Annotated in this window: 16 protein-coding genes; 6 read left to right on the plus strand and 10 right to left on the minus strand. The window is 69.2% G+C overall.

The window, feature by feature from the left end; genetic code table 11:
- Window position 1: 1 nt before the first annotated feature.
- The 4 genes from AC2YG9_RS08080 to AC2YG9_RS08095 form a co-directional block, all read right to left on the minus strand.
- On the minus strand, window positions 2-1,984 hold the full coding sequence (locus AC2YG9_RS08080; RefSeq protein ID WP_487297441.1) for an alpha/beta hydrolase family protein: 1,983 nt from the start codon (window positions 1,982-1,984) through the stop codon (window positions 2-4).
- Window positions 1,981-2,109 (minus strand): hypothetical protein, encoded by a 129-nt coding sequence (locus AC2YG9_RS08085; RefSeq protein WP_487297442.1) that lies wholly within the window; start codon window positions 2,107-2,109, stop codon window positions 1,981-1,983. The genes AC2YG9_RS08080 and AC2YG9_RS08085 overlap by 4 nt, the downstream gene beginning before the upstream one ends.
- Before the next feature lie 63 nt (window positions 2,110-2,172).
- Window positions 2,173-4,254, minus strand: a complete 2,082-nt coding sequence (locus tag AC2YG9_RS08090; protein WP_487297443.1) for an alpha/beta hydrolase family protein — start codon at window positions 4,252-4,254, stop codon at window positions 2,173-2,175.
- 97 nt (window positions 4,255-4,351) lie between these two features.
- Window positions 4,352-5,338: a 2-hydroxyacid dehydrogenase gene (locus AC2YG9_RS08095; RefSeq protein ID WP_487297444.1), complete on the minus strand. Its 987-nt coding sequence runs from the start codon at window positions 5,336-5,338 to the stop codon at window positions 4,352-4,354.
- A gap of 404 nt (window positions 5,339-5,742) precedes the next feature.
- Here AC2YG9_RS08095 and AC2YG9_RS08100 point away from each other — a divergent pair, with 404 nt between their 5' ends.
- From AC2YG9_RS08100 to AC2YG9_RS08120, 5 genes are all read left to right on the plus strand, one after another.
- On the plus strand, window positions 5,743-6,267 hold the full coding sequence (locus AC2YG9_RS08100) for an SH3 domain-containing protein (protein ID WP_487297445.1): 525 nt from the start codon (window positions 5,743-5,745) through the stop codon (window positions 6,265-6,267).
- A gap of 82 nt (window positions 6,268-6,349) precedes the next feature.
- The gene (fabA, locus tag AC2YG9_RS08105; protein ID WP_487297446.1) at window positions 6,350-6,871 is read left to right on the plus strand and encodes a 3-hydroxyacyl-[acyl-carrier-protein] dehydratase FabA; all 522 of its coding nucleotides are present in this window, start codon (window positions 6,350-6,352) and stop codon (window positions 6,869-6,871) included.
- Between the two features lie 103 nt (window positions 6,872-6,974).
- On the plus strand, window positions 6,975-8,186 hold the full coding sequence (fabB, locus tag AC2YG9_RS08110) for a beta-ketoacyl-ACP synthase I (RefSeq protein WP_487297447.1): 1,212 nt from the start codon (window positions 6,975-6,977) through the stop codon (window positions 8,184-8,186).
- A 258-nt stretch (window positions 8,187-8,444) separates the two neighbouring features.
- Window positions 8,445-9,632, plus strand: coding sequence for an FAD-dependent oxidoreductase (locus AC2YG9_RS08115; RefSeq protein WP_487297448.1), 1,188 nt, complete (start codon window positions 8,445-8,447; stop codon window positions 9,630-9,632).
- A gap of 53 nt (window positions 9,633-9,685) precedes the next feature.
- Complete coding sequence (locus AC2YG9_RS08120) at window positions 9,686-10,507, plus strand: enoyl-ACP reductase FabI (RefSeq protein ID WP_487297449.1); 822 nt, start codon at window positions 9,686-9,688, stop codon at window positions 10,505-10,507.
- Here AC2YG9_RS08120 and AC2YG9_RS08125 read toward each other — a convergent pair.
- Genes AC2YG9_RS08125 through AC2YG9_RS08135 form a run of 3 tightly spaced genes read right to left on the minus strand, consistent with a single transcriptional unit; the run spans window position 10,504 to window position 13,846 of the window.
- On the minus strand, window positions 10,504-11,109 hold the full coding sequence (locus tag AC2YG9_RS08125) for a TetR/AcrR family transcriptional regulator (protein WP_487297450.1): 606 nt from the start codon (window positions 11,107-11,109) through the stop codon (window positions 10,504-10,506). The two genes, AC2YG9_RS08120 and AC2YG9_RS08125, sit on opposite strands and share 4 nt — an antisense overlap.
- A 2-nt stretch (window positions 11,110-11,111) precedes the next feature.
- On the minus strand, window positions 11,112-12,737 hold the full coding sequence (locus AC2YG9_RS08130; RefSeq protein WP_487297451.1) for a DHA2 family efflux MFS transporter permease subunit: 1,626 nt from the start codon (window positions 12,735-12,737) through the stop codon (window positions 11,112-11,114).
- Entirely contained in the window at window positions 12,734-13,846 is a 1,113-nt protein-coding gene (locus AC2YG9_RS08135) for an HlyD family secretion protein (RefSeq protein WP_487297452.1), read from the minus strand. The genes AC2YG9_RS08130 and AC2YG9_RS08135 overlap by 4 nt, the downstream gene beginning before the upstream one ends.
- Before the next feature lie 184 nt (window positions 13,847-14,030).
- Here AC2YG9_RS08135 and AC2YG9_RS08140 point away from each other — a divergent pair, with 184 nt between their 5' ends.
- On the plus strand, window positions 14,031-14,474 hold the full coding sequence (locus AC2YG9_RS08140) for a hypothetical protein (RefSeq protein ID WP_487297453.1): 444 nt from the start codon (window positions 14,031-14,033) through the stop codon (window positions 14,472-14,474).
- Between the two features lie 112 nt (window positions 14,475-14,586).
- On the opposite strand, the gene trxA is transcribed toward AC2YG9_RS08140, so the two are convergent.
- The 3 genes from trxA to addB all read right to left on the minus strand — a co-directional run bounded on the left by trxA (window position 14,587) and on the right by addB (window position 21,453).
- On the minus strand, window positions 14,587-14,922 hold the full coding sequence (gene trxA / locus AC2YG9_RS08145; protein ID WP_487297454.1) for a thioredoxin: 336 nt from the start codon (window positions 14,920-14,922) through the stop codon (window positions 14,587-14,589).
- 73 nt (window positions 14,923-14,995) lie between these two features.
- Window positions 14,996-18,460, minus strand: a complete 3,465-nt coding sequence (gene addA, locus AC2YG9_RS08150; RefSeq protein ID WP_487297455.1) for a double-strand break repair helicase AddA — start codon at window positions 18,458-18,460, stop codon at window positions 14,996-14,998.
- On the minus strand, window positions 18,457-21,453 hold the full coding sequence (gene addB / locus AC2YG9_RS08155) for a double-strand break repair protein AddB (protein WP_487297456.1): 2,997 nt from the start codon (window positions 21,451-21,453) through the stop codon (window positions 18,457-18,459). Before addB ends, addA begins: the two co-directional genes overlap by 4 nt.
- Window positions 21,454-21,467 lie beyond the last annotated feature (14 nt).

Consider the following 21,467-nt stretch of genomic DNA (forward strand, 5'->3'; position numbering starts at 1 on the left):
CCTATTTCAGCACGCCCTCGAGGAACCCGATGGCCTTGCTCAGCACGGTCATCGACTGCTGTGGCGTCCAGTCCCGGTGGCCCATGTCCTTGACCTCCAGGTAGTCGACGCTCTTCTTCGCCGCCTTGAGCGCATCGCGCATGATCTTCGACTGTCGGGGATCGACGATGTCGTCCTTGTCGCCGTGGATCAGCAGGACCGGGGCGGTGATCTCTCCCGCCCGGCGGGCCGGCGAAGCGGCGGCCAGCATGGCCCCGTCGCTGGCCGGATCGCCCATCGACAGCTTCCAGTAGGCATAGGCCGGCGAGTTTTCGCCCTCCTGCTCGCGGGTCCAGGCCAGGCTGGCCGGCAGGTCGGCGTCGCCGGCGATGGAGACCGCGCCGCGATAGGCGCCGGGCGTCCGCACCGCCCCCATCAGGGCCGCATAGCCGCCGTAGCTCGCTCCCATGATCGCAACCCGGGCCTTGTCGACCCGGCCAGTCGCCAGAACGGCGGCCAGGCAGTCTTCGACATCCTGCTGCATCAGGTCGCCCCAATGCCGCCGACCCGCCTCCAGGAAGGCCCGGCCGTAGCCCAGCGAACCCCGGAAGTTGGGCTGCAGCACCATCCACCCCCGGGCCGCCAGGGCCTGGGCCCAGTCGTCCCAGGCATAGTGGTCCCGCGCCTCGGGCCCGCCGTGCGGCATGACCACCAGCGGGCGTGGACCGGTCGCCAGCGGCACGGTCAGATAGGCGGTCAAGGCCTGGCCGTCCCGGGCGGTGAGCTTCAGCACCTCCACCCCGGCCAGGCGTTCGGCGGTCAGCCACGGCCGCTCGGCGCCCAGCGGCTCCAGCTTCTGGGCCGCCTTGTCATAGAAGAACCAGGCCCCCGGCTCGCGCGGTCCGTCGGCGCGGAACAGCATGCGGTTGCGGGCCGTATCGATGGTCCGCAGCGCGACGTTGCACTGCTTTTCGAGGAAGCCGTCGACCGCCCGATGGTGGGGTTTCAGGCCCAGCTCGGTGAACTCATAGGCCAGCCGGTCGTCGATATAGGCCGCGGCGATCATCCGCCCGCCCTGATCGGTCACCGCCAGCTCAATGTCGTGCTGGGCCCGGCGCACGGTCTCGGACCCGAACCGCCGTGTCTTGAGATCGAAGGGCCGCACCGTGGTGGTCGCATCCCCCTCGAGTTGCGCCGCGACCATGATGACCCCCGGCTCCGCGCCCACCGCCACCGGGTTGAAGCCGGCCAACCGCCCCTGCTCGTCGCGCCTCACGGTCTGCAACGGCGTCCAGGCCGCCTCGCCGGGCGCGCGGCCATAGAGGGTCACCGCTGTTCCCCGCGCATTGCCGTCATAGCGCAGGATCGGCACGCCATCCTGGCTCAGCCAGCGGAAGGTGGCGTCGCCGCCCAACTCGGTCCGCTCCGAGGCGCCGGTATAGACATCGACGTGATAGAGGGCCCAGGCGCCGCGGTTGAAGTCCGGCACCTGCATCAGCACCCGCTTGGGATCGGCGGGCATGAAGTCGACCACTTCGCCCAGGAAGGGGTTGCCCTTGAAGGCCCGCTTGTCGTCGCTGAGCAGCGGGATCGTGCTCTTGCCGTCCAGCCCGATCGACACCACCCGCCGCACGAAGACCGAGCCGTCGCCGCGTCCGGCCGGCCCGCTGACTATGATCCTGACCTCCTTCTTCACCCAGACGAGCAGGCGGTCGTTCTTGGCGAAGGCGATCTTCTCGATGTCGACGTCGCCCAGGTCGAGGCGCCGCTGGGCCCCGGCCGGGTCGGCCCCGTTGAGCAGGCTGAGATAGGTGGTGCGTGACGAGCCTTCGATCCGCTCGCCGAGGATGGCGATATCGGACCCGGACGGCGACAGGGCCGCATCGCGGATCTCCGGCTCCTTGAGGATCTCATAGAGGCTGGGCGGACCGGCGGCGGCCCGGGCCAGGGTCGGCAGGAAGGGCGCGGCCAGGCCGGCGGCGAGCAGGGTGCGGCGGTCGATCATCCCAGTTTCCTCGCCAGGAAGTCCATCACCCGGGTCATGTACTTGCGTTCGACATCGGGCGGACCGGCGATCGGGGCCGCAAGAAGACCGGCCGCCATCAGGCGGCGACGCGATACTGAAAACACCTTTGAAGTCCCCCAATCGAGATGCCGGCCGGCCCGGCAGCCCCCCAAAAAACAAAACTCGTATCAGCTGATGGCCTTGGCGATAAACCGCATCGCCTCGGTCAGTACCTTCTTCTCGTTGGCTTCCGACCAGCCAGTGTGGCCCTCGCCGGGCAGTTCGAGATGTTCGTAGGTCTTGCCCGCCTTCTTCAGGGCCTTGGCCATGTCGCGCGACTGCTGTGGGGAGACAACGGTGTCCTCGGTCCCGGCGACCATCATCACCGGCACGGCGATCTCGGCCACCCGCTGGCGCGGCGAATGGGCCCTGAGCAAGGCCTGGTCGGTCTTGGGATCGCCCATGCTGGCCACCCAATAGGCGTAGGTGTCGCTGTCGGCCCCGTCTTCCCGGCGCGAGAAGGCCAGGCTGTCGATCAGGTCGAAGTCGCCGCTGATGGACACGGCGCAGCGGTACAGGGTCGGCTGGCGTACAACCCCCATCATCGCCGCGTAGCCGCCGTAGCTGGCGCCCATGATGGCCAGCCGCTTGGGGTCCGCCGCCCCAGTGGCCACGACGTGCGCCACCGCGTCCTCGACGTCCGCCTGCATGCGGTCGCCCCAGTGCTTTCGGCCGGCGTCGCCGAAGCGCTTGCCATAGCCGCCCGAGCCCCGGAACTGCGGCTGCAGCACCATCCAGCCCTGGGCGCACAGCGCCTGGACCCAGCGGTCCCAATCGTAGTGGTCGCGCACCTCCGGCCCGCCGTGCGGCATGACGACCATCGGCCGGCTTTTTGCCTCACCGATTGGATGAGACAGGAAGGTGGTGATCGCCGCCCCGTCCCGCGTGGTGACGCTGAGGGTCTCCATCCGCGCCAGCCGTTCGGGGGTCAGGTGCTCGTACTGGTCGCCGAGCACGTCCAGGTGCTGGGTCTTCAGATTGTAATAGACGAACTGCCCCGGCTGCCGGGGGCCGGTGACGTAGAAGATGACGTGCCGGTGGTCGAGGCTGATGTCGTAGAGGGTGACGTTGGCCTCGTTGCCGTAGAATTTGTTCAGCGCCCGGTAGTGCCTGGTCAGGCCCGGATCGTCGAACAGATAGTCCTGGCGGTCGCGCTTGAACTCGACGGCGACCAGGGTCTCGTTCTCGTCCATGGTCACGCCGGTGATGTCGGCGCCCTCGACGCTCTTCAGGGTGCGGCCCATCGACATGCTGCGGATGTCGTATTCCTTGATCGCGGCGAACTCTTCGCTGTCCTCACGATAGCTGATCAGCACCACGCCCGGCTCGGCCGTCACCCCGACCACGTCCAGCTCGGCGAACCGCTTCATCTCGTTGCGGCGAACCTTGCGGATCAGGGCCCAATCGGCCGCCCCCGGGGCCCGGCCAAAGACGCTGAAGGTCGTGCCCCGGTAGTTGGAATCGAAGCGCAGCACCGGCTGGCCGTCCTGCACGTACCAGCCGTCCGTCGACTTCTCGCCCAGCTCGATCAGGGTCGCCTCGCCGGTCCGCACGTCGACCCGGTAGAGGCCATAGCGGTCCTTCGACGACTCCCACTTCTGCATCAGGACGATGTGCTCTTCCTTGGGCAGGCGGTCGACGACATTGCCCAGGTCGAAGTCCCGCCGCACGGCCTTGGGCTGATTGCCGAACAGCACCACGGGATTGGTCCCGTCGGCCCCTACCGAAATCACCCGCCGGATCGGGAAGGCGAAGAAATAGCCGCCCAGCTGGATGCCGATGGTGTTGCCCTTGGCGTCCTTGCTCATCCGCACCCAGATCAGCAGCCGCTCGTCATTGGCCCATTCGACCTGTTCGACGTCGTAGTCGCCGATCCTCACGAAGGTCGGAGGCTTCTTCAGATCGGCCGAGTCATAGAGGGCCACATAGGCGGTCCGTTTCTCGACCGTGGCAGGTTGCTTCTTCCCGGACCTTGGGTTGGCGACCTGCTCGCGCAGCACCCGAAGAGAGGCCAGCCGGCCACCGTTCGGCGACAGGGCGGTATCGAGCAGCCCGGCCGGCTGGAACAGTTCATCGAGGGTCGGGGGCGTGGCGGCCGGGGCGGGGGACGCGGGGGCCTCGGCGGCGGCGACCTGGTCGAGCGACAGGGCCGGCAGGACAAGCCCTGCCCCAGCCATGGCGACCGCAATCTGCCGACGTGTGGGCCTCACCTCAAACGCTCCCCCAAGCACCGTCGTGAGGTTGCGACCGGGGCCCGCACGCGTCAAGGCGAGTCAATTGACGGGCGTCAAAAAAGCGCCGCGCCTTCTACAGCATTGCAGGGATGACGCGATCCGGCGGCCGGTGGCCGTCCATGAAGGTCTTGATGTTGACGATGACCTTCTCGCCCATGTCGATCCGGCCCTCGACGGTGGCCGAGCCCATGTGGGGCAGCAGCACGACGTTGGGCAGCTTGAGCAGCTTGGGATTGATCGCCGGCTCGTGCTCGTAGACGTCCAGGCCGGCGCCGGCGATGTCGCCGCGCGACAGCATGTTGGCCAACGCCCCCTCGTCGATCACCTCGCCCCGCGCCGTGTTGACGACGATGGCGTGGCTCTGCAGCAGCTTCAGCCGGCGGGCCGACAGCAGGTGATAGGTGGCCGGGGTGTGGGGGCAGTTGACCGAGATGACGTCCATCCGGGCCAGCATCTGGTCGAGGCTCTCCCAGTAGGTGGCCTCCAGCTCCTCGGCGACGCGGGGGCTGACGGGCTTTCTGTTGTGATAGTGGATCGACAGGCCGAAGGCCTTGGCGCGGCGGGCCAGGGCCTGGCCGATGCGGCCCATGCCGATGATGCCCAGGCGCTTGCCCCAGATGCGGCGGCCCAGCATCCAGGTCGGCGACCAGCCCTGGAAATCGCCCGACTGCACGACATTGGCGCCTTCGACCACGCGGCGGCTGGCGGCCATGATCAGGCCCATGGTCAGGTCGGCGGTGTCTTCGGTCAGCACCCCGGGGGTGTTGGTGACGATGATGCCGCGCTGGTTGGCGGTGGCCACATCGATGTTGTCGACGCCGGCCCCGAAGTTGGCGATCAGCTTCATCCGCTCACCGGCCCGCGACAGCAGGCGGCTATCGAGACGGTCGGTGATGGTCGGCACCAGGACATCGGCCCGGCCGAGCGCGTCCAGCAGCTGTTCGCCGCCCATCGGCTTGTCGTCGAGGTTCAGCTCGGTGTCGAACAGCTCGCGCATCCGGGTTTCCACCGGATCGGGCAGCTTGCGGGTGACGATAACCTTGAGTCGTTTGGCGGCCATGACGCAGTCGATTGGAGCAAGGGGCTGCGCCCGGATGGGCGTCACCGCGACAGATAAAGCGCGCGGGCCCCGAGTGAAACCCAAATGCGTACTCCGGGGCGAAATGAGCGAACTTTGATCACCGCCAGATTCAAAGGTTTCGCCTCGCGCCACCTTCTCCCCTCGCGGGAGAAGGTGGCGCGAAGCGCCGGATGAGGGGGCTCCCAGGACTTTCAACTGCGATGAGGGGTTGCGCCGGCCTGTATCGGATGCCGGCGCACCCCCTCACCCGACCCCTTCGGGGCCACCCTCTCCCGCGAGCGGAGAGGGGAGACCAGAGGCGAACTCACTATCTGCCGGCGCCCATCAACGAAGCCTTCACCATGTTGTAGCCGTTTAAGGCCCGATTCCGCTTCGAGCCGCCCATGATCCGCGCCCTGTCCGTCATTCTCGCGACCGCCGTCCTGCTGGCCGGCTGCGGCGAGGCCGAGGCGACCAAGTGCAAGACCCGGTCGGGCTTCCCGGTGCCGCGCTTCGTGTCGCTGAAGTCCGGCGAGGTGAACGCCCGCAAGGGACCAGGCGAGGATCACCGCATCCTCTGGGTCTGGCGGGTCAGGAACATGCCGCTGATGGTCGTCGCCGAGAGCCGCGAATGGCGCAAGGTCATGGCTCCGAACGGCGACACCGCCTGGGTCAAGGCCCAGATGGTCGACGGCGGCAGTTCGGTGATGCGCACCCGGCCGGGCGACCTGGCCCTGCTCGAGAAGCCGAAAGAGGGCGCCAAGGTCGTGGCCTATCTGCGCTCCGGCGCCGTGGCCGTCCAGATCAGGCACAAGGACGGCTGGAACCGCCTGCGGGCCGGCGGCGAAGAGGGTTGGGCCCCGGCCGGAGAGGTGTGGGGCGGCGGCCCCGCGCCCGACTGCAAGGGCGTCAAGGTTCCGGCAGGTTGAGACAAGCGGGGGGGCGTGCTACCCCCCGGCTCCAAACCAAGGCTGTAAGGAACCGCCGCGCCACGGGCGGCTTTGAAACTTCATGACCGAGAACCGCAAGTCTTCCTTCACCTACGACGAACTCATCGCCTGCGGGCGGGGGGAAATGTTCGGTGACGGCAATGCCCAGCTGCCGGCGCCGCCGATGCTGATGATGGACCGCATCAACCTCATCACCAACGAGGGCGGCCTCTACGGCAAGGGCGAGATCATCGCCGAGCTGGATATCAATCCGGACCTCTGGTTCTTCAAATGCCACTTCATCGGCGACCCCGTCATGCCGGGGTGCCTGGGCCTCGACGCCATGTGGCAGCTCGTCGGCTTCTTCCTCGGCTGGTCGGGCGCCCCCGGCAAGGGCCGGGCCCTGGGCGTCGGCGACGTCAAGTTCACCGGCCAGGTGACCCCCTCGGTCAAGAAGGTGGTCTACCGCATCAACCTCAAGCGGGTGATCATGCGGAAACTGGTGATGGGCATCGGCGACGGGGTTCTCGAAGCCGACGGCAAGCCTATCTATGAGGCCAAGGACCTGCGCGTCGGTCTGTTCGACCCCGCGACCATGGTCTGAAGAAGCGTTCAACAAACAACGGCGATAATTCGCCGATAAACAAAAGACAAAGGGCCCGGCGACACGGTCGCCACGGGCTCTACGGGAACAGCAAGGAGTCGCCATGCGTCGCGTCGTGGTCACCGGTATCGGCATCGTTTCGTCGATCGGCAACAACGCCAATGAAGTTCTCGCCTCGCTGCGGGAAGCCAGGAGCGGGGTGACCTATGCGCCCGAGTACGCGGAGCTGGGCTTCCGCTGCCAGGTCAAGGCTGTGCCGGACATCGACTGGGAGTCGATGGTCGACCGCCGCGCCGCCCGCTTCCTGGCCACCGGCACCGCCTATTCCCACATCGCCATGGACCAGGCGATCGCCGATTCCGGCCTGGAAGAGTCCGAGATTTCCAACGAACGCACCGGCCTGATCGTGGGCTCGGGCGGTCCCTCGACCAAGGTCATCGTCGAGGCCGCCGCCACGACGAAGGAAAAGGGCCCCAAGCGCGTCGGCCCCTTCGCGGTGCCGAAAGCCATGAGCAGCGGTCCGTCGGCCGTGCTGTCCACCTGGTTCAAGATTCGCGGCATCAACTATTCGATCAGCTCGGCCTGCGCGACCTCCACCCACTGCATCGGCGCGGCCTATGAGCAGATCCTGATGGGCAAGCAGGACATCATCTTCGCCGGCGGCACGGAAGAAGAGGACTGGACCCTGTCCAACCTGTTCGACGCCATGGGCGCCATGTCCAGCAAGTACAATGAGACGCCCGCCATCGCCTCGCGGGCCTACGACTCGGGCCGCGATGGATTCGTCATCGCCGGCGGCGCCGGCATGCTGGTGCTGGAAGAGTACGAACGCGCCAAGGCGCGCGGCGCCAAGATCTACGGCGAGATCGTCGGCTACGCCGCCAACAGCGACGGCTTCGACATGGTCGCTCCGAGTGGTGAAGGCGCCGAGCGTTGCATGAAGCTCGCCATCGACAGCGCCGGCGGCCGCAAGATCGACTACCTCAACCCGCACGGCACCTCGACGCCGGTGGGCGACAGCAAGGAAATGGGCGCGGTCCGCAACGTCTTCGGCGCCAACGCCCCGCTGATCAGCTCGACCAAGTCCCTGACCGGCCACAGCCTCGGCGCCGCCGGCGCGCAGGAAGCCATCTACTCGATCCTGATGCTCAACAACGGCTTCGCCGCCGAGAGCGCCAACATCGAGAACCTCGACCCCGAGTTCGCCGACCTGCCGATCCTCACCAAGCGGTCGGACAAGCCGCTCGAAACGGTGATGAGCAACAGCTTCGGCTTCGGCGGCACGAATGGCTGCCTGATCATGGCGCGGGTGTAGGCGCCAGAACAGCGAGTTTCCAACTCTCCCCCCGCGAGCGGGGGGAGGACCGTTTTGGAGCCCTGGCGACAAAACAGGAGGGGGGAACCCCTGCCTGAAGATAATCCCCAACCGCCGGTGGGCCCGCCTCCTGCTTTCTCGCTAAGGCTCGAAAGCGGTCCTCCGCCCGGAGGGCGGAGAGCGAAAGCCGCCGCACCTCCCGGTCCTGCGCGAACTCTACACTCCCCAACGCGACCGACTTCGCGCTAGCTTCCGCCCATGCGCCTAGCCCCTGACCGCCGCTCCCTGCTCCTCGGCCTCGCCGCCGCCGGCATCGCGCCCCGCGCCCTCGCCCAGCCGACATTCGTCACGCCCCCGCTGGCCCCGCTGAAGATGGACGTCAGCCGGATCATCAAGACCACGGTCTGTCTGCGCCCGTTCCGCGCCGCCGGGCCGCGGCTCGATGTGGAGAAGGTCGGGCGCAAGCGGGTCGTCCACAACTACGGCCACGGCGGCAGCGGCTGGTCGCTCAGCTGGGGCAGCGCCCAGATCGCCGCCGCCAAAGCCCTCGAAGGCGGGACCAGATCCGTCGCCGTCATCGGCTGCGGCGCCATCGGCCTGACCACGGCCCTGACCCTGCTGAGGGCCGGCGCCAAGGTCACCATCTACGCCAAGGACCGCAGCCCCTATACCCGCTCGGCCCGGGCCACCGGCACCTGGTCGCCCGAGAGCCGCATCGCCGACGCCGCGAAAGTCGATGCGAACTTCCCGGCCCGGTGGGACAGCATGGCGCGCGCCTCCTACGCCCACTGGCAGACCCTGCTCGGACTGGCCGGCGATCCGGTGCTGTGGACCGACCGCTACACCCTGTTCGACGCCCCAAACAGCAGCGGGGAGGGCGGCGGCGGCCCGCCCGTGGCCTTCCCCGAACGGCCGGTCAGCGTGCCCGACATCCAGTTCTGGCGGCCGGAGCCCTATCCCACCGGCATGGACCCCCGCTGGAGCAATCTCGATCCGGCGACCACGCCCTTCCGCGTCGGCCGCGTGCGTCATGGGACCTCGATGCAGTTCAACGTCGCCGAACTGGCCCACCAGCTGAGCACCGACTTCCTGCTGGAAGGCGGCCAGATCGAAACCATGACTTTCAACACCCCGGCCGACCTGCAGCGCCTCAAGCAGCCGGTCATCGTCAACTGCACCGGCTACGGCGCCCGCGCCCTGTGGAAGGACGACAGCGTCACCCCCGTGCGCGGCCAGATCACCTGGCTCGCCCCCCAGCCGGAGGTCCGCTACGGCCTCTACTACCGCCATGTGAACGTCCTGCCCCGCGCCGACGGCATCGTCGTCCAGTACGGCGGCACGAGCGAGATGTGGGGCTATGGCAGCGAGGACGAGACGCCCGATATGGCCGAGGCGGAAGCGGCCATCCGCACTTTGGCCCCGCTGTTCGAAACGCCGAAGGCCTAGCCTCAGGCGTTCAACACCCTTAAACGGGCCTCCAAGAGACGAGGAGACGCCGCATGGCCGACGAGTACAGCTTCCCCAAGGGTGACCTTATGGCCGGCAAGACCGGGCTGGTCATGGGGGTCGCCAACCACAATTCCATCGCCTACGGGATCGCGTCCCAGCTGGCCGCCCAGGGCGCCAGGCTGGCCTTCGCCTATCTGCCGGACATGGAAAAGCGCGTGCGGCCGCTGGGCGAAGCGATCGGCGTCACCGACTTCATCCCCTGCGAAGTGACCGACGACGGCTCGATGGACGCCGCCTTCGCGGACCTTGAGACGCGTTTCGGCGGGCTGGACTTCCTGGTCCACTCCATCGCCTTCGCCAACAAGGACGAGCTGAAGGGCAGCTTCGTCGAGAACACCACGCGGGAGGGCTTCCTCACCGCCATGAACATCAGCGCCTTCAGCTTCGTCGACGCCGCCAACCGCGCCTCAAAGATGATGAAGCCGGGTGGCTCGATGGTGACCATGACCTATCTGGGCTCCGAGCGGGTCATCCCCAACTACAACACCATGGGCGTCGCCAAGGCGGCCCTGGAAGCGGCCACCCGCTACATCGCCCGCGACCTCGGCCCCAAGGGCATTCGGGTCAACGCCATCAGCGCCGGCGCCATGCGCACCCTGTCGCTGGCCGGCATCAGCGGCGGCCGCGGCCTGCTCAGCCAGGGCCGGATGTTCAGCGCCCTGAAGGAAGACACCTCGATGGAAGGCGTCGCCGGCTGCGCCCTGTGGCTGCTGTCGGATCTCGGGCGCTCGACCACCGGCGAGGTCATCCACGTCGACGCCGGCTTCCACATGATCGGTCTGCCGGACGAGTTCGCCAATCTGGCCGGCTAGACGGCGTAGGCCCGCATGAACACGCGGGCCGCCTCGCTGGCCAGCCGTTCGATCTCGGCGTCCGACAGGTCAGTCGGCAGCCGCAGCAGCGACTGGATCTGGCGGTTCGCCATGACCATGCCGCCGAAGAATTCCGCGGCCTGCATCGGGTCATCCACCTTCAGGCGGCCGGCGCGGGTTTCCAGTTCGAGGAACTCCGCGAGTTGGCCGCGCGAGCGCATCGGGCCGTTGGCGTAGACCTCGCGCGCCAGTTCCGGCAGCTCGCCGGCGCTCTGGATGGTCAGCCGCATCAGGCTGTAGCCGCCCCGCTCGATGACCTGCAGCAGGCTGCGGGCATAGGCAGTCAGGGTCTCTTCCGGATGCTCCTCGGCGCCGGGGCTGCGCAGCGGCGCGGTGATGCTGTCGACCCGCTTCTCGACCAGGGCCCGGACCAGTTCGATCTTGCCGCCATAGCGGTTGTAGATGGTCTGTTTCGACACCCCGGCCCGCCGCGCGATCTCCTCGATCGGGGCGGCCAGCCCGCGCTCGGCCAGCACTTCGGAGGCGGCGTCGAGGATGGCCTCGGTCTTCGAAAGGTCGATCTGTCCGGTCAGTCTGGGCATCTTCAGTGCGCTTCCGCCGCCGCTTCGAGCGCGGCTGCTGTGGGAGGGGTTTTAGCGGGCCTGGCCAGCAAGGCCAGAACGGCGGCGGCGGCCCCGGCGATGGCCAGCACCGAGAAGCCGTCGCCGAAGGCCAGGATCGTCGCGTCCTTGTTGAGCATGTAGGCGAAGGCCTTGCGCGCCGCCCCGTCGGGGTCCGAGACCCCCATCGCCGCCATCCGCTGGGTCAGGCCGGCGATCATCGCCTGGGCTTCGACCGAGGCGACCGTCACCCGTGAGCTGAGGGCGTTCATGTGCACGGCGGTCTGGGTGGTCAGGGTGGTCGACAGGAAGGCCATGGCGATGGCCCCGGCCGTGTTGCGCGACAGGTTCATGATCCCCGAGGCGTCCTTGATCATCGCCGGCGGCAGGGTCGACATGGTCAGCTGGCTGGTGGCGATCATGGCGATCATCACCCCGCAGCCGCGGAAGGCCTGCAGGCCCGCGAACTCCCAGAACCCCCACTCGCCGTTGATGTCGTGGCCCAGCCACATGCCCCAGGCGACCATGGAGAACCCGATGACCATGGGGATGCGCGGATCAACGGTCCGCGCCAGCTTGCCGACCAGAGGTCCGGTGAAGAACATGCAGATGCCGCTGACCAGCATGGTCGTCCCGACCTCGGCGGCCGAGAACTGCCGAACCCGGCCCAGATACAGCGGCATCAGGAAGGTGCCGCCGTAGAGGGCCGCGCCCGAGACCGCCGTCATCAGGATGCCGAGCGAGAAGTTGCGATCCTTGAAGGCGCGCAGCTGGATCAGCGGCTGGCGGTAACTGAGGGTGCGCCACACGAAGGTCACCCCGGTGATGACGCACAGCACGGTCAGCCAGAGGATCATCCCGTCCTCGAACCAGTTGTCCTTGGCCCCCTCCTCGACGACGTACTGCAGGCTCATCAGGAAGGTCGCCATGGTGGCCAGGCCGAACCAGTCGAAGCCGGTGGCCAGGCTCTTGTCGCCCCGGTCGAAGTTGGCATAGCGGCCGACCAGGAACAGGCTGAGCAGCCCCGGCCCGACGTTGATGAAGAACAGCCAGCGCCAGTTCAGCCACTCGGTCAGATGGCCGCCCAGGATCGGCCCCACGGTCGGGGCCAGGGTGACGATCATGCCGGTGGCGACATTGGCCATGATCCGCTTGTCCGGCGGAAAGGCGGTGAAGGCGGTGGCGAACACCGTCGGCACCATGGCCCCGCCGACAAACCCCTGCAGGGCCCGGGCGACGATCATGAACTCGATGCTGGTCGACAGGCCGGCGATCACGCTCATCACGATGAAGCCGGCGCAGCTCATCATGAACACCAACCGCGTGCCCCACAGGCGGCTGAGGTAGGCCGACAGCGGGATCATCACCACCTCGGGAATGAGGTAGGCGGTCTGGATCCAGCTGACCTGGTCGGCGCTGGCCCCGATGCCGGCCTGGATTTGCGGCAGGCTGGCGGCGACGATCTGGATGTCGAGGATGGCCATGAACTGGCCGATGGCCATGCCGCCGAAGCCGATGAACAGCATGGTCCAGTTGACCTGGCCCGAAGAGGTCATCGGCGTCTGGGCGACGGTGGCGTCCGTTCCGGCCGGAATGGCGGCCGAGGTCACGGCCGGGAGTCGTCTTCGCTGACGGCCACCCGGGACGGTGCGACGCCGGACTCTGCGAAGGTGGCCCCGGATTTGACCCGCACATCGACTTTCACCTCTAGCGAAAGTCCGGGCCGCAGGGCCCCGCTGACCGGCTGGCCCTTGTCGACGACGATACGCACCGGCACCCGCTGGGCGATCTTGGTGAAGTTGCCGACCGCGTTCTCGACGGGGATGAGGGCGAACTCGGCCCCGGTGGCCGGCGCGAAGCTGTCGATGTGGCCCTTGATCACCGTCTTGCCGAGGGCGTCGGCCTTGATCTCGACCGGCTGGCCGATCCGCAGGCGCGACAGCTGGGTTTCCTTGAAGTTGGCGACCACGAAGGTCTCGCCCAGCGGCACCACCACCATCATCGTCTGGCCGGGCTGGACCAGCTGGCCGACCCGCACCGAGCGGGCCCCGATGACGCCGGCGACTGGCGCGCGGATGACCGTGCGCTCGAGGTCCAGCCGGGCCTGTTGCACCTGGGCCTCGGCGGCGGCGACCTGGGCCAGCTTCTGGTCACGGGCCGAGCCCAGCCCTTGCGCGGCGCGCTGCTCGGCGACCAGGGCGGCCTGGGCGGCGGCGACGGATGCGGCGCTCTGCTTCTCGCCCGCGCGGACCTGCTCGACCTTCTGTTCGGAGACCCAGCCCTTGGCGGCCAGCTCGCTGTAGCGTTTGGAATCGACGGCCATGCGGCGGGCGTCGGCCTGGGCGCTGACCACCCCGGCCTGTTTCTGGGCGATCATCGCCTGTTCCAGGGCGGCCTTGTCGTCGACGGCGGCGACGTCGGCCTTCAGGGCCTGCACATTGGCCACGGCCTGGTCATAGCGGGCCTGAATGGTCGAGGGATCGATGCGGGCGATGACCTGACCGGCCTCGACCCGCTGGTTGTCGGCGACCAGCACCTCCAGCACATAGCCGCTGACCTGCGGGCTGACCTGGACGGTGTCGGCCTGGACAAAGGCGTTGTCGGTGCCCTCGAAGCTCTGTTTGCCGTGCCACCAGACGGCGCCGCCGACGATGACGGCGACCGCCGCCACCCCGGCCACAATCATGGGAACGAGTTTTTGCCTGGATATGGCTGGCATCGAGAAGCCCCGGAACACACACGGCGGAAAACTGGACGGCGCGTCAAATCATCGTCCCCGGATGCGGTTACAACCGGTCGGTCGCAACGGCAAGACTAAAATGGACGCTGGTGTCCAACTTTCAAGCGACAAAGGGGCGCGGTCCCGCTTTTCGAGAGCGGCGACTGCCGGTAGTCTCCGCGCCATGGACCGGATCTCGCCTTCCACCCTCCGCCTCGTGGTCATCGCTCTTGGCGGCTGCGCCGTGGTCGGCGGCTGGATGGGCCTCAGCGACAGTCTGCGCCGCTCGGCCCCGGCCTGGGACCAGCATGGCGTGGCAGGTGGCCCCACCCCGACCGCCGGCAGCGTGCCCGAGGCCGTCGCCTTCGACCCCAAGGCCGTCGAAAAGGCTCCGCCGACCCAGGCCCCGCCGCCGGTCAAGGCCGAGACCAAGGTCGAGATCGTCCCGGAACCCGCCGATCCGGCGCTCGCCACGCCGCCCGGCGCGACCCCGCCGGCCAAGACCCCGCCCGGAGCCCCCAAGGCGACCCCGAAGACGGCCCCCAAGTCCGACCCCATCGCCGACGTCATCCAGGAAAAGACCGCGCCCGCGCCGAAGGCCGAGCCGCCGCCCGAGGTGCCGTTCTAACCGGCTCTCCCACAGCTTGCGGGGGAGAGCTTGTGACCCGGCGCCTCGCCCAAAGAGAAAGGGCGCCGCCCTTTCGGACAGCGCCCCAAATCTCAACCGTTGAAGCCCGGCCTTACGCCGCCGACTTCACCCCGGCTTCCGCCAGCCATTCGACGATCTTCTGCTTGGGCATGGCGCCGACCTTCATCGAGGTCATCTGGCCGTCCTTGAACAGCATCATCGTCGGGATGCCGCGCACGCCGTAGCGCGAGGGGGTCGTCGGGCTGTCCTCGATGTTGACCTTGGCGATGGTCACATAGTCGGCCAGCTCTTCCGAAATCTGCTCGAGGGCGGGGGCGATCTGCTTGCAGGGCCCGCACCACTCCGCCCAGAAGTCCACCAGGACCGGGCCGGAAGCCTGCAGCACGTCCTTCTCGAAGGACTCGTCGGTCACCGCAACGGTGCTCATCGGAAAATCTCCTTTCACCGGCGCACGGGCGCCGAGGTTTCAGGTCCAGCATGTAAGCGCATCGCGCGCCGGGTCAACGGGCGCCGGGCAGGGCGGCCAGCGCATCGGCGATCATCTTTTCTGGAACCGGCATAAGCTTCGGCCCATCGGTCCAGACCAGGGCGGCCCGCACCTCGCGCCCCGGGAACACCTCGCCCAGCACCGCCGCATAGATGGCCAGCTGCGCCACATAGGCCGGATCGGCCCCCGAAATATCGGCCGGCGCCGGCCGGTTGGTCTTGTAGTCGACGACGGTGACCCGTTCCGGCGTCACCACCAGCCTGTCGACCCGCCCAGAAATGGCCAGCCCCTTCGGCAAGGTCTTCGCCGAGCCGGCCAACGCCACCTCGGCCCGGGACCCAGGCCCGAACACGGCGGCGAAATCGGGATGCTCCAGCACCCCCATCGCCGCCCCGATCATCTCCGCCCGCTGGCCATCGGTGAGGTCCGGCTCGCGGGCCAGCAGCCGCGCCGCCGTCTCCCGGCGCTCAGGCTCCGGCGCGTCCGGCAACAGCTGCAGCAGCCGGTGGATGACATCGCCGCGCCGGAACCGGTCCAGCCCGCCCTGCCGGCTCAGCGGCGAGGGGGCCGGAATGCGGCTGCGGCTGGCCGCCTGCGAGGGCGAAGCCCAGGCGGTGGCGGGCGGCTCCTCGGCCGCCGCCACGGTCAGCCAGGCGGCCGGCGCCGGCGCGGCCGACGGTCCCGCCGCCCGCCCGCCGACGAAGGGCAGCGGATCGTCCCCGAACCGCTGGAAGGTGAGGTCACCCTCGGTGACGCTCTTCACCCGCCCGGACACGGCCTCATGCTCGAAGGCCGCCGCCATCGCCCCGTACCAGCCCTCGGGAACGCTCCCTTCCTTCATCCGCGCCGGGGCCCGGCCGCACAGCACCAGACGGTCGCGGGCCCGGGTCAGGCCGACATAGAGCAGCCGCCAGCTCTCGCCCTCGTCCTTGTCCTTGCGGCGCTGGCGGGCGGCCGCGCTGGCCTCGCAATCCTCACCCTGGCGCGGCGCCCACAGGAAGCCGCCGGGTCTATCTTTTTCTGGGGGCGTCTCCAGCAGGGCCGACCCCCGCGCCCCGGTCTTCACCGTCGTCTCCGGCAGGAAGACGATCGGCGCTTCCAGCCCCTTGGCCCCGTGGGCGGTCATCACCCGCACCTCGCCGCCGCCGGCCTCCATCTCGCGCTTGACCGAGATCTCCAGCCCCTCGAAGGCCGCCGCCAGCCGTTCCAGGTCGAGCACCCCGCGCTGTTCGGCCTCCAGGGTGCGGGCCAGGAACTCGTCCAGCACATCGCCCGCCTCCGACCCCAGCCGCTCCAGCATCCGCGCCCGGCCGGACCGCCCGGCGGTGTCCTTCAGGCTCAGCATCCGGCTGTAGAACTCGAACGGCGGCCGGCCCTTCGCCATCTCCAGCGCCTGCTCAAGCCAGCCCCGAGCCGGCAGGCCGCTGGCCTGAACCGCCGTCCACAGCGAGGCGCGCCCGCGCGGCTTGCCGACGGCATAGAGATCGTCGTCATTGACCTCGCACAGCGGCGACTTCAGCAGCGCCGCCAGGTTGAGGTCGTCGTTCGGAAACTGGACGAACCGCGCCAGGGCCAGCAGGTCGTCGAAGGCGATGTGGGCCGACAGCACCAGCCGGTCGGCCCCGGCCACCGGAACCCCGGCCTTGCGCAGCTCGCGGATGATGTCCTCGAACAGGGCCCGCCGCCGACGCACCAGGATGATGATGTCGCCATAGCTGGCCGCCCGCGCCGTCCCGTCCTTGGCGAAGACGGTGTCGCCGCGCTCGACCAGCGCGCGGATTTCCCGGGCGATGCGCCGGGCCAGCCGCCGGTTGGCGCTGCCCTCGCTCTCGACATCCAGCGGCGCGTCCCAGGCCCCGCGTTCCTGGGCCGGCTCCTCCATCTCCAGCGGCCAGAGGTCGACACAGCCGGGCTGCGCTTCCCGGGCGGCGGTGTGCTCCAGGGCCGCCATGCCCATCGGGGCCCGCACGCCGACATGCGTTCGCGGATCGGAAAACAGGCTGTCGACGAAGGTCAGCACCGTCTGGACCGAGCGGTAGGAGGTGGTCAGGGGCGCCGGCTCGGCCCGCCGCCCGGCCTCGCGGATCAGCTTGATGTAGCGCTGCGTCTCACTGAGCAGCCGGTCCGGGTCGGCCCCCTGGAAGCTGTAGATCGACTGCTTTTCGTCGCCGACGATGAACAGGGTCCGCTCCGGCCCGCCGGCCGGCCGCACCCGCTCCGCCCCGGCGAAGAATTCCTCGGTCAGGCTCTCGGCGATGGCCCACTGTTCGGGCGCGGTGTCCTGCGCCTCGTCGATCAGGATGTGCTCCAGTCCGCCGTCCAGCTTGTAGAGCACCCAGGGCGCCCCCGGCGATCGGGCCACCAGGTCCCGGGCCCGCGCCACCAGGTCGGCGAAGTCGAGGACTCCACGCTCGGCCTTGGCCTCGGCGTAGGCGGCCGCATAGCGCTCGGCGAGGCACAGCACCGCCAGCGTGTCCTCGGCGATCACCGCGCCGCGCACCAGGTCTCGCGCCGTCAGCAACCGGTCCTGTTCGGCCAGCAGGGCTTCTCGCAGATCCTCGCGGCTCTTCAGGCCCGAGGTCTTGGCCACCCAGGTCGCCGGCGTCCCCGCCCCGCCCTGGGTGAAAAGGCAACCCAGCATGCCGTCCAGGGTCGGCTCCAGCACCACGGCCAGCATCTTCTCGGCGTTGGCGATGTCGGTCTTGGTCCCCTGACCCAGCACGCCGGCCGCCGCCTTCCACAGCGCGAGGTCGGCCTCCCCCACCGCCACCCCCTCGACGTCAGCGCGACTGGTCGGGCCATCGAGGAAGCCGCAACGCGCCCAGACATCGGCCTGCGCGCCGGCATAGCCGCCGACCGAGTTCAGATAGTCGCCGATCGCCCCGCGTTTTTCCTCGAAGGTCCGGAACAGGCCCTCGAAGCTCAGATAGTCCAGCGCGATGGCGAGGCGGGCATAGGCCTCCGACACCACCGCATCCTCGCCCCCGGCCAGGCCCGCCAGCCGGGCCCTGGCGTCGCGCACCACCAGGGCGGCGGCCGCGTCATCCATCACCGAAAAGCCCGGCGACACCTCCGCCTCGAGCGGGAACCGCCGCAGGAGCTGCTCGCAGAAGGCGTGGATGGTCTGGATCTTCAAGCCCCCCGGCGTCTCCAGCGCCCGGGCGAACAGCCGCCGCGCCTCCGGCAGGCCCTGGCTGTTGTCCGGCCCCAGCAGCCGGTCCATTGCCGCCTTCAGCCTGTCGTCCGGCGTCACCGCCCAGCCGCCCAGCAGGTCGAACAGCCGCGCCTGCATCTCGGCGGCGGCGGCCTTGGTGTATGTCACGCAGAGAATGGCCGACGGGGGCGCTCCGGCCAGCAGCAGCCGCGCCACCCGGTCGATCAGGGTCTTGGTCTTGCCCGAGCCGGCGTTGGCCGTGACAAACGCATTGAGCGTCGGATCGGCGGCCAGGGCCTGGGCGGGATCGATGACGAGGCTCATTCCCCCTCACCCTCTTCCGCGCCCGTCGACCATTCGAACACCCGCGCCAGATGGTCGTAGTCGCCGGCGAAGGTCTTCACGAACTGCGGGGCCGTGCGGCTGGGATAGGGCTGGTCCGGGTTCTGATAGGCGGCCAGCAATTTCATTGCCCCCTCGAAGGCGGCCATCGCGGCCTCGGCGCTGTCGTCGCCGGCAAACTTGCGGGTCTCCTCGATGCCCGGCGGATCGCGGCCGGTGATCTTCACATAGGTCAGGTCGCCCCAGCTTCCCTTCAGCCCATCAAAGCCTCCCGCCTCCAGGATGGCCGCCGTCAGGGTCAGCTGTGGCGAGAACCCGGTGTCGATCTGCTTGGGACTGGGCGCCGAGCCGGTCTTGTAATCGAGGATGTGACCGACCCCGTCCCGGGTGATCTCGATGCGGTCCGACTTGGCGGTCAGCACATGGGGGACGCCGTTCACATGGAAGTCCATCTTCCCGCTGACCTCGACATGCACCGTGCGCCCGTCGGCCCGCCGCCGACGCTCGAAATCGGCGACCCAGCGCGCCGTCTCCCGCGCCAGAACCCGCTCCCGCGCCAGCGCCGCCGCCGTCAGGCCGGCGCTCTGAAGTTCGTCGAGATAGCGGGTCTCGAAGAAGCCCTCCGGATCGGCCGTCGGCCAGGCCCGTGACAGCGCCTCGAACGCAGCATGGATCGCCGTGCCCCGGGCCATGGATTCGACCAGCTGGTCAGGCCGCTGCAGCGGGTAGAGCTTGAGGATATCCCGCGCCCAGACCGCATAGGGGTCCCGGGTCAGGGTCTCGATGCGGGTGACGGCCAGCTTCGTCGGCCGGTCAGCCACCGGCGGAATCGGGGCCGGCCGCTTGATCGGCGCATAGCCCACCCCGCCGTCGAGCGCCTTGGCCCAGGCGATCAGTTCGGGCCGTCCCGGCAGCTGACGATGGTCCTTTTCCTCCGGCAGGGTCGATCCCCGCACCAGCGTCTTCAGCCGCCACAGCCAGCGGCTCTCGGTCGCCGGCGCCCCCTCGCGCCGCGCGCTGTTGACCAGCACCACCTCGGGCGCACAGGCGGCCTGGGCGAAATCATGGGCCGACAATCCGACCCTCCGCTCGGGGCTGGGCAGGCCCAGCGTCCGGCGCATGGTCCGCGACAGGAAGGGATCAATCGGCGCCCCGCGCGGCCAGACCCCCTCTTCGAGGCCCGCCAGCACCAGCCGATCGGCCCGGGTCATCCGCGATTCCAGCGTCCCCATGATCGAGAGGCGAGCATGCACCGCCTCGCCGCCGCGCACCGTCTCCTCGGTGATCATCCGCTGCATCAGGGTCACGAACCCCTGGCGCGTCACCCGGGGCAGCAGGCCCCCCTGTGCGATCAAGCCGCTCAGCAGCCGCGCCAGACACTCGCCCTCCGGCCCGGCCCACAGCAGCTCGGCGCCGGCGCAGACCCTCTCCAGCCCCGCCGTCAGCCCGGCCGCCGCCTCGCCGACATCGGCCGTGCCGGTTTCGAACGGGGCCCCGGCCAGATCGACCGCCGCGTCGAGATCACGCGAAAGCGCCTCCGCCGCGTCCAGCCCGGCGACCTTGCCGGGCCGATCTTCCTCCACCGCCTTCAGCCGCGCCGCCAGAGCCTCAGGACTACGCGGCCTTGGCCCCCGCAGACCGTGCTCCTCCAGAACCGCCGTCTCCGCCGCCAGCACCTCCGGATCACGCCCCAGCCGGGTCAGCGGACTCTTCAGTATCTGAAGCCTCGCCACCGGACTGGCCGGGTCGAGCACCAGCTCGGCCATGGCCACGGCCAGGCCGCCGACCGGTTTCAACGTCAGCGGAACCCCGGCCGAACTGTCCGCCGCCACACCCCAGCGCGCCAGCTTGGCCGACACCCGCCGGGCCAGTGACAGGTCCGGGGTGATCAGGGCGCAGGTCTTGCCCGGCGTCTCCAGCGTCTCGCGCAGCAGCAGGGCGCAGATCTCGGCGGTCTCCTCCTCGCCGGCCCCGGTGACGGTGGAGAGGCCCTTGAGCCCCTCGTCGAACGGATCGACCCCGTCCGCCTCCTCGCGCAGCCGGTCGATGACCTCCAGCCAGTCGGCGGTCGCCTCGGCCGGCCGCAGGGCCTCGTTGATCACGCGGCGCCGCCAGCGCCCCCGCCGGTCGGTGTCCGGTCGCCAGGTGCGCACCTCGCCACGCGGCACGCCGGCAAGCTTCAGCAGGGTCTTCATCGCCCCCTGCGGATGCTGATCGTCGACCTCGGCCCAGGCGCTGTCGGCCAGGTCCTCGTCGAGGCCGGGCAGGATCACCGCCCCGCGCGGCAGCTGCGCGATCACCTTGAGCAGTCGCGCCGTCGCCGGCTGGGCCCCGGTCGAGCCGGCGGCGATCACCGGCCCCTGGGGCGGGTTGGATTTCCAGCTGGCGGTGAGGTGGTCCAGCAACTTCACCCGCCGGTCGGCGACATCCATCAGGCCAAGCTCGGCCAGGCGCTTTGGCCATTCCCTGATCGTCAGGTTCAGCACCCCGGCCGAAATCTGCCAGTGCAGCGCCAGGTCCTTGTCGACCAGATCCTCGATCCGATCGGCCACCGGCGCTTCCTCGATGGCCGCCGCGTCGAGGAACGCCGCCAGGGCGTCGGCCAGCTCCAGCGCATGGCTGGCCCCCAGCCCTGCCGGCGAGGCGGCGTTGACCAGCCGCGCCAGCTCGAACCGCCGCCGCATCGGATCAATCGCCGGCGCCAGGTCCAGCCCCGCATCCCCCGGCTCGAACGGCGGCTCGCCCTCGTCCAGATCGCCCAGGGCCCGGATCTGCGGCAACAGCACCGCCCGCCCGCCCGAGGCTTTCAGGAACGACTCCGTCAGCGCCCGCACCGCCCGCCGCGTCGGCACAAGCAGCAGAGCTCCAGGCACATCTTCCGGCCCCGGCAAGGCGTCCACCAGCCCGGCCGCCAGGTCGTCCAGGAACGGCCGGTGCGCGGGAATGGAGAACCAGTTGGCGGGTGAGTCGGGCATGGACGGCCACTATG

The sequence above is a fragment of the Caulobacter sp. SRI_014 genome (assembly GCF_057586315.1).

What these genes read in the sequence shown, in the direction of transcription:
- AC2YG9_RS08095 (WP_487297444.1), bottom strand. Translation starts at nt 5,338, where the DNA reads ATGGCCGCCAAACGACTCAAGGTTATCGTCACCCGCAAGCTGCCCGAT.
- addA (WP_487297455.1), bottom strand. Translation starts at nt 18,460, where the DNA reads ATGAGCCTCGTCATCGATCCCGCCCAGGCCCTGGCCGCCGATCCGACG.
- AC2YG9_RS08135 (WP_487297452.1), bottom strand. Translation starts at nt 13,846, where the DNA reads ATGCCAGCCATATCCAGGCAAAAACTCGTTCCCATGATTGTGGCCGGG.
- AC2YG9_RS08125 (WP_487297450.1), bottom strand. Translation starts at nt 11,109, where the DNA reads ATGCCCAGACTGACCGGACAGATCGACCTTTCGAAGACCGAGGCCATC.
- AC2YG9_RS08120 (WP_487297449.1), top strand. Translation starts at nt 9,686, where the DNA reads ATGGCCGACGAGTACAGCTTCCCCAAGGGTGACCTTATGGCCGGCAAG.
- AC2YG9_RS08100 (WP_487297445.1), top strand. Translation starts at nt 5,743, where the DNA reads ATGATCCGCGCCCTGTCCGTCATTCTCGCGACCGCCGTCCTGCTGGCC.
- AC2YG9_RS08115 (WP_487297448.1), top strand. Translation starts at nt 8,445, where the DNA reads ATGCGCCTAGCCCCTGACCGCCGCTCCCTGCTCCTCGGCCTCGCCGCC.
- AC2YG9_RS08080 (WP_487297441.1), bottom strand. Translation starts at nt 1,984, where the DNA reads ATGATCGACCGCCGCACCCTGCTCGCCGCCGGCCTGGCCGCGCCCTTC.
- fabB (WP_487297447.1), top strand. Translation starts at nt 6,975, where the DNA reads ATGCGTCGCGTCGTGGTCACCGGTATCGGCATCGTTTCGTCGATCGGC.
- trxA (WP_487297454.1), bottom strand. Translation starts at nt 14,922, where the DNA reads ATGAGCACCGTTGCGGTGACCGACGAGTCCTTCGAGAAGGACGTGCTG.
- addB (WP_487297456.1), bottom strand. Translation starts at nt 21,453, where the DNA reads ATGCCCGACTCACCCGCCAACTGGTTCTCCATTCCCGCGCACCGGCCG.
- fabA (WP_487297446.1), top strand. Translation starts at nt 6,350, where the DNA reads ATGACCGAGAACCGCAAGTCTTCCTTCACCTACGACGAACTCATCGCC.
- AC2YG9_RS08140 (WP_487297453.1), top strand. Translation starts at nt 14,031, where the DNA reads ATGGACCGGATCTCGCCTTCCACCCTCCGCCTCGTGGTCATCGCTCTT.